Here is a 13,865-nt window from a genome sequence, read left to right on the forward strand (position 1 = left end):
GGAGGTGATTGCGTGGTGGCATCGGCGATATTGGACCAATCCGAAACACCCGCGCTGTTTTTGGCCCTGACTCGGTAATAGTATTTCGTCGAGGCCGACAAACCCGTATTTTGAAATGTAACAACACCCGCGCCTAACGAAGTCAAGCCGCTAAAATTACTCCCGTCGCTGCTACGCTCAAGGTCAAAGCCCGTTTCGTTGTCGGAATTATCAGTCCATTTCAAGTCGATTTGACTGCTGCTCACCGCCGTCGCCGTCAGACTAGTGGCTGCTTTCGGAACGGTCACGGGAGGTGATTGAGTGGTGGCATCGGCGATATTGGACCAATCCGAAACGCCCGCGCTGTTTTTGGCCCTGACTCGGTAATAGTATTTCGTCGAGGCTGACAAACCCGTATTTTGAAACGTAACAACGCCTGCGCCTAAGGAAGTCAAGCCACTAAAATTACTCCCGTCGCTGCTACGCTCAAGGTCAAAGCCCGTTTCGTTATCGGAATTGTCAGTCCATTTCAAATCAATTTGACTGCTGCTCACCGCCGTCGCCGTCAGACCGGTGGCTGCTTTCGGGATTTCAGGTAGCGTAGTGACTTCTGCAACATTAGAGAAAGCCGAGCTTCCCCCATTGTTCAGAGCCCTTACTTTGTAATAATATTTTTTATTGGGCGTAAGGTTCTGATCTGTATATGTTGTTGAAGAACCGTCAATGCTTCCTACTTCCACAAAAGAATCATTATTTTCTGAGCGATGTATCTCGATTTTTGTTTGATTAGCACTGTTATTATTCCAACTAAGATTCACTTGGCGAGCATTAGGAGTGCTTGCGACCAAGTTTGATGGTGCATTGGGAGTAGCTTCGGGGGTAGTGCCGCAAGCTTCATTAGAATAAGTAGAAACTCCGTCTGAATTGACCGCTCTAACACGATAACAGTATGTAGTACCATTGTTGAGTTTTGTATCATTGAATGTACCAGTGCCCGAAAAACTACCTGAGGTATAAATACGCGTAAAAGAGCCATTGCCTTCTTTCCTCTCAATTTCGTACCCCGTCTCATTGGCTGCTGCATCTTCCCACGACAACGAAGCCGAGGTACCATTGATAGATACCACGAGTTTTCCAGGAGGTAGTGGCGGGTTACTAGGCGTAGTTACTTTGTTAGAAAGTGCGCAATTTTGTCCCCCACTATTTACTGCACATACTTGATAATAATAGGTTTTACTAGACTGAGTTCCATTATTCATGAAACTTTGGCTATTTGCTCCTACTTCCCCTACTTGTACCCAAGGGCCACTACTGCTTTGATCGCTTCGGTTTATGATAAACTTTGACTCGTTGTTGGAAGCATCTGTCCATTTAACCTCTATTTGAGTCGAACTCAGCGCAGTTGCATTGACGCCCGTGGGAGCAGCAGGTGGCGGATTGTCGGTCGAAGTTGAGACACTTCCTGACCAATTAGACCAATAATCTACTTTGTTAAAGTTATTTTTGGCTCTTATTTGAATCCAATAGGTATTACCAGATAGTAGATTAGTAAACTTATAAGACGAGGTAGTACTATTTATATCAAACGTATTCACTCCTTTCGAAAAATCAGATATATCCGAAATCCTCAATTGATAGCCCTCCGCTCCACTTACGGCATTCCATGACACTCCTATGGTATTGTCGGACTTTCCTGTAATGTTCAAGCCCGAAGGTGTTGAAGGAGTGGGGTTTTGGGTAGTAGCATTCGTACCTACTTTAATGGATGAATACTCTACCCCCCCTTCTATCACAAGAAAGGCCTGCAAAACAATATAGTATTTCGTATTTGGCTCAAGTCCTGTTAAGTTGTATTGCGTTGTATTGCCATTAAGGGTTAAGAGTTCTCCCCCAGTATTGTTTGGATTGGTGGTATACCGCAATTCGATTTTAGAATATGAATGATTGTTAGTCCAGTTGACTTGTATATTTGTAGGAGACGAAGAAGCAGCAGCCAAATTAGAAGGTGGAGACAACGTAAATGTCTGAGTGACTTGTGTCTTGGCATTGTCTTCGGCGGCCGTTGATTTACCATCCTTATTGAGAGCATAAAGCCGATAATAATAAGTCGTATTTCCCTTAAGATTTTTGTCTTGGTAGGTAGCGGTGCCAGTCGCTATATCTGCAATTTTGGCAAAACTCTTATTATCTTCCGACCGATGTAATTCATAACCCGTCAGAGCTGGGGTAGCCGTAGGTGCTTTCCACGATAGGTTGATCTGAGAAGCAGAGGCTGCCGTCGCTGAAAAACTTTGTGGGACACCCGGCACAGCCGCTTGTAAAGAATAAGATAACATTAGGGCAAGCCAAAGCAAGCCAACGAAAAGTTTAAATAAAGTTTTCATTGTATTTATTTAATCAAATCTTTTAGAAATTATCATTGCTTATTTTGCTTACCGCAGATACTACCTTAAAATGCCGGAATGTGCCATCAGGAGGATTTACTCGACTTTGCGTTTCTCCGTAGGTGCGAATAAGCTGGGTTGCATAGTGTACATTATCTATTACTCCTGCTGCAATTATATTTCCTGAGATAGCAAAATAATTATCGTAAGTACTGTATACGCTACCATCACTAGCAAACAATTTCCCTGTCATTAAGCCAATGATTGTAAACTTTTGTCCAGTTCCGGTAATGGTAGCTTTATCACAAAGATCATATGAACTATTAACTGCCGAAACCTGATCTTTTAAATCTATGTTTCGTTTTATTTCGGCCATAATACCATTTGCGCTCTGACCAATAAACCTAAATTTAATAGGCCCAAAAGCCTTAGACGGAATAATCTCACTGCCTCTAAAAGAATAATCGGATTTGTCGTTTGGATTTGTTGAATAGATAAGACCTACAGGCGATCCATAATAACTTTCTTTGAAAGGAGGCGAAGAACCCGATAAAATAGGGGGAGAGGTTCCTTCATTGAATGGGAAATTGTTCTGTAAAAGTAATGCCTTAAATTGTTCAAGTTGCGACAAATCCGGCAATACTTCCACTTGTACACCACAAAAATCAAATAAAACATCAAAATCAAAATCGCTCTTGGCAAGCTGATAATCTTGATAATACTCAAACTTAAATTCCTTATTAGTAACCTTTTTCAAGAAAAAAAACTCTAGTACAATCTTAGGACGTAAGTATAAACTTGTAACAAGATGTAATCCTTTTCCGCCCGATGAGCAACTGAAGTCTGCTTTTACATATAACTCACCCGTGCCACTTATCTTAGCCCATGTTTCTTTATACAAATAGCTAGAAACACCTCCTTCTACCCCAAACCGAATATTGCCAGCGAATTTGCCTCTCATTTCGTTGGCGAAATTATAATCGTCTTGATCAATACGCTCCGTATATCCTTTTACCAACTCCCCACTTTTATTGGGCTGAATAGTCTCTATGGTTGTTTTTTCATATTTACTACTATAAAAAGGTTTCCTATAATCGACGGTTCCCGTAAGACTTCCTTCTACATTCAATTTTGTTACCAGTTGAATACCAACAAGTATAGGGATACCACCTAGAACAAATATTTGTTTCTTTTCGATAGGTTTTCCAACTTCTTTTGAATGCTTAAATACAAATCTGCCATTTAGCTCTAATCGTATTGTATAATCATGTATTTCTTTCCGTATGGTTTGTAGTTTGACTATTTGTGAATTTTGGATATCAATTTCATAATCTACCGCTTTTTTTATGTATCCATCTAAATGTGATTTTATATAGCCTCCTACTCTACGTTCTTTTTTAATTGTTGTGTTAGGAGATATAACCTCCTTTTTTTCTTCTGTATAATAGTCACCTTCCAGATTTACCTCTTTGTTATAGGCATTTACATTAAATACAGAGAATATGGCATGAAAAGAATCGAATATTTCATTGGGGCCCTCTACAATATGACATTCAAATTCAACTTTAAAGCCAGTATCAGGATCTTTTGTTTCACCAACTAGCCTATCAATGACAAGGCTAATGCCATCGATAAGAGTATTAACAGTACTTACCGGTTCCATAATAACAATATTGCCAACTCGTAGTTTTGCCGCCCCAATACGCCCATTGGCCACCGATTTTGTCATTACCTCGCCCTTCACAATCAATCTATTTCCGATTATTGATAGTTGTTTGGCCGAGGCCGTATCCACAATCACCACATTTTCCTTCAACACTGGCTTACCAAAAACCACCATTTTTCCCCCATTTGGCAAGTCTACGGTTTTGGGTACAGCATCCACATTGTTGATTCGACACTGACTACAAAGCAACAACACCAATGCAAAAACAAGAGAAGATAAAACCTTTTTCATGGCTCGTATTATCATTAGAGTTTGATTTCGACAGGGTTACTGAATTTTGTTTCGCGACCGTCTTCGGCGATAGCTTTCAACATGTACTGGTAGGTGCCGATGCGAGGTGGCTTATCCATAAATAGTCCTTCTTGCTGGCTGGCGATACCGATTACCTTAAATGCTCTCTTATCTTGAGCCCGATAGATGATCATCCGATACGTTTCCTTTCCTTTATAGCTCCATGTAATTTTTGTTTGTTTACTTTTATCTATATACGTCACACTAGGCTGGGGGCTATCTGTTAGATAAAAAGAGGGAATTGCTTTGGCTGCTTGCACTGGTGATTTATCCGACACCAAACCATTTTCATCTACTACTTCCAGATAATATTCATACGTAATGTGTGGCTGTAATACATCTTTATATTGACGAATGCTGAGCGTGTTTTTTGTAAAACTCTTCATCAGCGTTGCTTCTTTTTTTTGTTCACGTCGATAAAGGCGATACTCCACTACATCATCGCTTGGACTCGCTCCCCAATGAATCGTGGCTTCATTTTCTTTTACATCAATATGAGTAATGAGCGGTACAACTGGCTTAATTGAATCGGGACGTTTGAGCTCCAATATTTCTGAAAATTGGGAGTGGTTAAAGTGTTTGTCAGCCGCCACAACACGATAGTACACTTTCTTGGTAAGCGACCGGAGCGTGATAGTGTCTCTAAACTCTGGCTCGACCAGCATTTGGTGCGTTACTTGTGAAAACTCATGGGTAGGATCGTTGGCATAATAGACGTAATAGCCCATCAGGTCTTTTTCATCATTTTTTTTCCAACGAATGGTTACTTCTCCCTTAGGGCTAATTTTGCCCGTTAGTTTTTGCGGGGGCACTGGTGCTATAGAATCTTGAAGTGATGCATAGGCGGCAAAAGAAGCACGCTCGTTTCCGGCAGTATCGACGGCATAAACGATATAGTGATTTGTAGAATTAAGGTCCGCTTTATCATCAACAAAACGCCGCTCAGTCTTGGGCAGAGGCATTACTGTGAGATTTTTAAACTGTCCATCAATATGGCTGGCACGCCGAACCCAAAAACCACTTAAATCGTCGTCATAGGGTTCTTGTTTCCACGTAATTTCAATACGCTGCCCCCCTAAATGCTTCGCTGATTCGATAAATGGCTGAGAGGGTGGCGTCTTATCTCGCCCCATTGCAATTGTTGTGAACTCTCCCGTTTTCCAAACTCCAAAGGGAGTCATACCCACTAAACGATAAACATAAGGGCGATAATTGATACCTAAAGAATCTTTATAAGATGACTCTTGCGCTCTACGATCAGCATGTATGAGCGGTGTTTTGGTAATACGCCGAAACACTTTACCATCGTCAGAGCGTTCGATATGATACATTACAAAGTCTTGAGCATAACTTTTTGCTGGCCAATGCACTACCACTGTTTTTTCTAATTCATCGACCTTTAAGACGGGTGGACTTTTCAAAACTGTCGGCTTTGAGGTATCAATAGAGATATAAGCCGTGTCATTTTTGGCATTTTTAGGGAGAGCCGCGTAAATTTTATAGAGGTATTTTTTATTTCTAACTAGATTTGTTTCTCTAAAACCAATCCCCATCTGATACGCTACTTCTGGGGATTTAAAAGCACTCAGCAAGGCCATAAAATGCCGCATTTCTTGTTGATTAGCTTCATTTTTTCCTATTCCTTCTGTACTATTGGAGCCATTACTTCCATAAATAGCTTGATAAGCCGCCGCCGATTCTGGACTGATTCTCTTCCAGTTAGTTTTATCAAGAGGTTTAAGAGGCTGAGGCGTAAGCAATGCAAATCGCGGACGCTGACCTTTGATAATTTCAGCACGCTCTATACGGTAGCCATAGGTATGATTACGAAGCCATGCATCGGCCGTTAGAGGCGTCCAGAGCAATTGGAGGGTATCATTGGTGTAGTGTTGCCAGGCATTGATTTGGGCATACGAAGAAGCTGTCATAAATAACATAATTCCCATCAACCCTCCATAAACCGAGACGTATTTACGTTTGAAATCCAATGTAGCATTCTTCATTTTTTCAGAATTGTTTTAGGGCTATTTTGAAGTCTATTCAGGGTTGTTTCCATTGTTGTTTGTTGGGCAACTATGGTAGCTTTCATCCCAACGTAAGGGATGACGATTGTTTTCTTGTTTTGATTCGATAAATTACCCAATGCTCCTACTACCATGCCAGAAGCGTTGTTTTGGGCAGGAGCAGGCGATACATCATTTGTTTGGTAAGAGATGCTTCCATTTGTTTCCAATACAGGGTATTTGTAAACAAAATAGAAACTATAATCAGCGTCAGTAGGGGGAGGAATTGCCCCTAAGAAATTGGCTATGTTGTGATTATGTTCATAGCGTAACCGGAGCGTGTTTCCATTTTCAAGCGAAACCGGAACTGCAACGTTTTGTCCGTTAAGTTTGGTCAATAATCCTTCTAGGATATACTTATTGTTAGTGAGGGTGACTCTTTCTGTCAATGCAGTTGTCTGCTCTAAAGCAGCGTTGATTTCTGCTAAACGAGCCTGAACGATGGGTTTTAGGGCCAAATGCCACGAAGAGTTAAGTCGGGTAGAGACTTCTAGCCCTTGCCCATTGGCAGCCAGTTCGAAATTGTCCCAGCTTTCTTCCGAACGAAGGGTTGTTTCGATGATATAACTCGTGGGGCTGTCGTGCACAAAAGGCGTTGTGGTGACTTGGCCTAATTTTTCGGACAACATATTGAATTGACTGGTTTTGAAAGTCCACGTATAAATGTTGGTTTTTTCAACAATAACCGGCACGTTACGCGCACTCATTACCGCCGTTCCTCCGTTGGGCCCAGAAGCGGAGTTGGATTGCTTTGGTGTTTTTTCTACCCAAAACTCAACATTAATATTTACGCCATTCGGAAGCGAAGGAAGGCTCACCTTCAGAGCGCTTGTTTGGTCAGAATATTTGTGATAACTAAATGTGCCTTCTGACAATAGCTGTTGTTGAGCAACTATACGAGTGAAAAACCTTAGCGAATATTCAGGCGTATCCATTCGGTCAAATTGCGGGAGTACTTTATTTAGTTTTATAAAAGCTTTTGCCAAAGGAGCATTGCTTTGGAGATAATACTGCTCTCCTACTCTTGGATAGCTCATTGCTATATCGGCATCCGTGATGGTGCTCGTAATTTCTGTTATTTTTAACAGGATAACTCGTTCGTCTTCTGCACGAGAACGATCACTGAAATAATTTTTGGTGTACCATTCACCCGTATTTACTTTTTCCTTTATTCCTAGTGTAATAGTAAAAACAGCCCTATCGTTTTTCTGAAGTAGAGGTACACCGTTTGCATAAGAAGGCTGATACGTAAGCTTATTGCCTTCGGTCGCTATTTCCCGCAACGGAATACTTGCGCCCGTACTCTTCACAAGTTCAGCTTTCTTGATATACCAATGCCTCGTATAAGTCGTGAAGTTGCCATTTCCATTATCCTTGATTACTTTCCAGGTTTTATAAAGGTTTTGATTGAGAAAAACTTCTATTCGTCCATAAGGGTCCATCGATTGGTTATCATCTGGCATGACGTAGGCGATAATGCCTTCTGAGCCCCATTTGTCATCAAAGGAAGCCGCAGCGTTTGGCTCACACTTTGTACCTATTTTGAAAGGAATAGAAATATCGTTATCGCTAGTTTCAAAACCCTGCTGTTTCACCAACTCATCAGTACCTGATTTAACAGTATCATAAATGGTTTCAGAAAGTTTACCCTCTGTAGCCCAGTCAACCAAGGAGTATATCCCTCCGGTACTATAGCCAGCTACACCTTGTATGAGCGAAATAGCCGAGCTCTTTTCCAGAAAGAACTGTCCTTCGAGCCAAGTAGGATTCGGCCCGCCAAAATTGGCAAAGATGTAGCTATTAAACTCCGCCAAAGTGTACGTACTTTCATCATATACAATCGACAGATTGGCACGTACATAGCCATATGCCCGACCACGCGCATAAAACCCATTAAGTCCAAAGCTCGATGTACCATTGCAGCTTACAGCACCTTCTTCATATTTGACCAATGCCAAATCAAACCCAGCTCCCATATCAAGCATGGCTTTCAAAAATGCCAAGTCTATATCAAACCCTACGTGAAAACTAGCCCCAAACGCAATACCTCCATTACTTACACGAGGATCGAGGCGAGGGCGACTTCCGTCTATAATATGCCTCAAATCACCCGGTACGTCCTCTGGTAAGTCGGGTAAGCCCGGGAAAGGATAATTTCCAATACAAAAATAGGCACTTGAACGAGCTAATTCTTGATTGGCGATTTTTAGAGATACCCCTGCATAACGAGTAATACCTGACAAAATCCCGTCGGGTCCGGGTGCCGTTTGTTCTCCCCAAGGATTGCCAAGCCAAATCATCCAATGGTTATTATCGGCATACATTACCATACGACCTGCCAAACCAGTAGTAGGATCCATGCTTCCTTTGATGACACTAACCACGTTGAGGTAAACGTCAAAATTCCCGGTTAGTTTTCCCTGCTCAAAGTCGTAGGCCATCTGCAAATCAGCGCGTATTTTCACCAAATCGCTTGGGCCAGGAGGCGTGTCGGGCGAGCGTACAAAATTCATTTGTCCAAACACGCCTAATTCCTGAATTCCTCCCGTGTTGAGATTGATACCTACGCCAAAGCCCATAATTCCATTGTAGGCTAACCCCGCACCCGCATCTTTGAATTTAACGCCAAATGCGACATTGGCGTACCCCTCCGCCGGAACAAAAGGAGCAGGCGCATTTATATCACAGGGAGCACCATTCGCAAAACGAGCAATATAATTGGGGCGTCCATTGCCCTCTAGCCCATTTTGCCGCATATTGTAAGCCAATCCACCGACAAAGCCCGAAATCGCTAGATACTGACCTAATTTGATTTGTAGGCCGTCAATATAACCGTCTAGGTAGAAGTAACGATAATCATCCTTGACGCCAAACATCCCTTGTACCCCCCCTTTGACACTGATCTTTAGTTGTTCCTTGAGCTGAAAATCAATACATCCTCTTACCCCATTTCCGTATATTGAATCATTGTTAAAAAATTTCAAAGCACCTTTTATGTGACACACAGATACGTCTACATCGATGCTAATTGCCTCAAGGTTTACTTTTGGATCCGACCACTCAATCTCTTTTCGCTGCGCACTCCATGTTCCTTTGGCCGATACTTCAAGGGTGGTTTCTGCCCCAAATCCCCATTGCCCTTGGCTAGAAGAACTTCCGTCATTTCCTACCAGATTAAGATACAAGCTAAATTTGAGGCCACATCTTGCGCCTGTAGCATCAAAAAAATTACCTGAAAAGACAGGCGTAAAACCTTTGGCACCAATAGTCACTGGAAAACCACTTGCCTTGTTGGAAGAGCTAGTTTCTGTACTGCCAACGTATTTTTGCGGGCTGGCAAAGCTGATTACAAAATTTTGGGTATCAAACCCTCTCTTCCGATCATATTTTAGCCCTTGAAAAGTCATCATTTTAAAGTTGACGCCCGTTTCTGGATCAACAACTGACCATTTACCGCTAAAATCGCCCGTCAATTCCATGCCTTTTGCCTTAAAGGTCAACAAAGGCACATTCGGACTCAATTGAAACTCAGACTTCAGAGCGCTGGATCGCATCGTATTGTTGTTGCCGCCAGCAGTGACCGTAAGTACAAACCGATCCGTAGCATTAAATGTACCAGCATATTTGAGCGGATCGTCGAAAAGAGGAAAACGAATCGTGCCCTCTAAAACTGGAGGAGTAAGTAGGCCATTGTTCATACTTACCGCAATGGTATCAAGCGAGAATCCAAATCCGGCCAAAGAACCACCTGTCGTAATCAGATTGGCTCCGTAAGCCGTAAAAGATAGATTGTTGGAGCCGGTAAAACTAAAAGTAAAATTTTTGACACCCAACCGAACTTCTCGCCCAAAAAGCGTATCCGACAGACTAGCCGATACATCTTTGGCATAAATACCATGCCATAAGGTTTCGACACCTGCGAGTGAGTTTCTATCTTGCGCAGTCATGACTAAATCTGCCGGATTGCGGGTGGTAGACCAATCAAGAGAGACGTCTGTAAAAGAAAATTTAAAGTCGGGCATCTCAGTAAAATACAAGGGCGTAATGCTTGCTTTTGCCAATAAATCTTCAGGCTTGGTCATGTCAAAATCAAACGTAACTTTTGCCATCTTTTCAGCCTGATTAGTAGGGCGAACCCAATTGCTATCTAGCTCTATTTCACCTACCACTTTTACTTTTTCAAATGAAGCATTACAACCCAATTTTACAAAGGTCTGCGCTCCATTTTGGGTAGGACTTCCCTTGAGTTTGACGGCTATCCCCCCCAACGGAACTCTCAAATCACCCCCCAAATAGAAACTCGTATTGGCGGCCGACATACCATTGGGTGAAAAGCCCACGTTTCGAGCTCCCACATACAACGACCCTATTTCGCCAAGAGAGGGCGTCTCCAGCATCACATTGAAATTAGCTCGGGTCGGATAAAAACGCATGGCAAAAATTCCCAGATTGAGCTGTTCGTCGCCTAAAGTAGTCGTGATGGCAATCGGCATTCCTACGCGTGCCGTTTCATCGGTAAGCTGAGTGTACAGTCGCCCTATATTTCGAAGTCCATTAAAAACATCCCGAACCACTCCCGATGGCAACTCTATTTTTCCAGTAACGGGTGTATCGCCTATATCAAAAAGTGTTTCGGCAACATTGAGTCCGATATTCTCTTTCGGCACTTCGGCATATCCCTCAATTGCATACAAGTGCCCTTGTATATTCTTCACTTTTACATCATGAAATACAACTTTGAGTTTTGCTTTCAAAAACGGAATATTGACCGTGCCTTCTCCCTCCAATTTTCCATTTACAATACGAACTTGTGCATTGGTAGTAACGCTAAAATACCCAAATTTAATGGTACTCTTCAAAGTAACATCGGCTTCGACGATAGGCTCGCCACCGGGCGGAATCGTCGCCTCTACCGCACTTCCACAAGGAGGTGAATCAGGGTCTTGGGCTTGGGCTATAATGGTATTGGTATTGTCATCATACAACAAGCAATCAATACCTCGCGAAGAAATTGCCAAATTACGATACCCTATATACGTGACTTTAGAAGTGTCACCATTTTGTGGGATATGCTCAAAAACCACATTTACCACCGCCCGATTTTCATAGAATCCAAGTCCTACAATCAAGGCATTCCCCAATTTCCCTTTGACAGAATCAGGCTTGTATAAATATGGAATAGGCATAATGGTCTCACTCTCCAAGAGTTTAGTTAAGGCCGAGTGCTGCCTGACCAAACTAAAAAGTGCTTTGGTTTCGGCTCGTTGAGCAGTTAAATCTATTTTTTGGGGAGCAGATTGACTCACCGTTTTCCAGTTTTCAAAGAAACTAGGCAAAGGAAAATCCTCGGTAGGGATTGCTTTTACTTCACCTTTTGAAATCCAAAAGCCATTTCCTGGATCAACTTTAATTTCTACCCCTTCAAACGTAGTTTTAACAAACGCATTTTTCGCCCAAGGAACCATCACCAAGCCCTGACCGCTATGCTTACCCTCTACAGCTTTTCCCTCTAAATAGCGCATCGCATAATACCCCAGCATCATATCTACACCCACAATATCAACTGATGAAGGCACAGGTTCTAAATTGGCTGGCAAAACCTCATCTTCGACAGTTTCGCCACATTCTGGATCGTCGAGCATTGCTGTCAGCAAATTGGAAATAGGATTGGTTTGTTGTTTGCTTTCATCCGCTTCTGGAAAGAAGCAAGCCAATCCTTTAGGAGATGCTGGTAAATTTAGCGCAAGTTCATATGTTACAGAATCACTGCCGACAAACTTTTCAAAAATGGCATTCAAAACAGCTCGGGTGGGCATAAAAGTCAGTGCGCATATTGCCCCTGCTCCTTCTCGGTAATTTTCGACCACTTGATCTGGCTTGCTGGTTGAAACGTTTTCGACCTTAGTAAATCCACCAGGACGATACATAAGCGGAAAATGGTATTCGTCGTCTGAGCCAGTCCGAAAAACAGTCCCATTTCCTTGACGCAGCGCTAGTAAAGCTTCTTTTATTTTTCCGTCGGTATCGGCAAGAGGCCTTCTTTGTGGAGACGAATCGTCGGTATCATAATACTGTTTAAGTAAAGGATGATCTTTAAATTCGTCCGCCAGTTTTGCCCAAGCCATCCCCTCTGTGACATAGTATGTCCGATTGACTATTTTTATCTCAATATCTTCAAATTCAACATCTAATAAAAAATTATATCCCATTGTTCCGAGCCAAGGCACCGACACCTGTCCTTCGCCCGAAAATCGACCTTGACGGGAGGAAGTTATATTTTTGATGCTAAACTCATAGTATCCCAATTGGAGAGGAACCGTATTTTTGAGGTACAACTCTTCAATATCAATACCTGCTTCTGCTATCGTAGGGCCTACAGGGGGATTGTAATCGTATTGCTCCTGACCACAGTCGGGTACAGGAATCGTAGTGATGGTATGTTCTCCATATTTAAAGAGATAAACAGGACTCAAACCGCCATTTGGCAACTTAATAGATGGATTGTCTATTGATTCTGCTTTGATAGCTAAGGCATAGTTTTGAAAAAATTCCAGCCCAGGAGCGGTAAAATGCTCTGGCTGTAAAATGATTGTACCAGTGCCTATACTTGGCGGTATATTATCAAAGGTCTGCTTGACAATCCAATTGCGAGGCTCGTCTCCCACTTGTAGCGATTGTATAAATTGGTTCGCCTCGCCACTGTTATCTGAATTTACTTTTATGATATAAACTGTATACCTGAAATTGACCGGAATAGCCGCACTCAACCCAAAGGTAGGAGGGGTAAAAGTAATAGGAAAAGGCGCATTAGGAGGCAATATCGACACAGCCCCAACCATTCCGTCAGTTACACAGGGTATATTACTGATGAGATTGACTAACGGTGCTGTATATTGTTGAAATGTTAAATTAGCACACCCTAGATTACTGAGTGTATTGTTGAGTTGTTGATTCAACGACTCTGGGCGCACTCGTACACACAGTTGATAGGTTCCAGTAGGAATCTGACCCGTAGGGTCATTGGCCAGAAATTCGCTCAACAACTGACCATTGCCCAGCACCAAACTATTTTCATCAAACAATTCTTCCGCAAGCTCCGTAGGCGTGAATGCTTTTACCTGATTCGGTGGAATAAACGTATAAATCGCCGGGGTTGGAGTATCGGGGTTGGTCAATATCCGAAAATCCGTTTGTGGCGAACTGAGTAATACTTCTAACTGAATGGTCTGTTGTTGATTTGTCAAATTGGTAAGTGTCAACAATACGTCACCACTTCTAGCCAATTCTTGAAGCTCATCGAGTCTTGAAAGTGTACGTTGAGTAGAAACTTTCAAATCAATATTGATTACTTGTGCTTTTGCCATTACCGACAATAACATCATCAGTAGTACCACCATAAAAGGCTTTCTGCTTCTTCTCATG

At 42.3% G+C, this 13,865-nt stretch carries 4 protein-coding genes; all 4 read right to left on the reverse strand.

The window, feature by feature from the left end; all coding sequences use genetic code 11:
• The coding region (locus tag G563_RS38580) for a fibronectin type III domain-containing protein (RefSeq protein ID WP_037328819.1) at nucleotides 1-2,363 on the reverse strand (2,363 nt) is incomplete at its 3' end.
• A 22-nt stretch (nucleotides 2,364-2,385) separates the two neighbouring features.
• A complete protein-coding gene (locus G563_RS0132605) occupies nucleotides 2,386-4,320 on the reverse strand; it encodes a hypothetical protein (protein ID WP_028669029.1) in 1,935 nt (644 codons plus the stop codon).
• A gap of 14 nt (nucleotides 4,321-4,334) precedes the next feature.
• On the reverse strand, nucleotides 4,335-6,383 hold the full coding sequence (locus G563_RS0132610; RefSeq protein ID WP_028669030.1) for a fibronectin type III domain-containing protein: 2,049 nt from the start codon (nucleotides 6,381-6,383) through the stop codon (nucleotides 4,335-4,337).
• Nucleotides 6,380-13,864 (reverse strand): hypothetical protein, encoded by a 7,485-nt coding sequence (locus tag G563_RS0132615; RefSeq protein WP_157585782.1) that lies wholly within the window; start codon nucleotides 13,862-13,864, stop codon nucleotides 6,380-6,382. The genes G563_RS0132610 and G563_RS0132615 overlap by 4 nt, the downstream gene beginning before the upstream one ends.
• Nucleotide 13,865 lies beyond the last annotated feature (1 nt).

Origin of the sequence: Runella zeae DSM 19591, from assembly GCF_000423565.1 — a bacterium.
GTDB lineage: Bacteria > Bacteroidota > Bacteroidia > Cytophagales > Spirosomataceae > Runella > Runella zeae.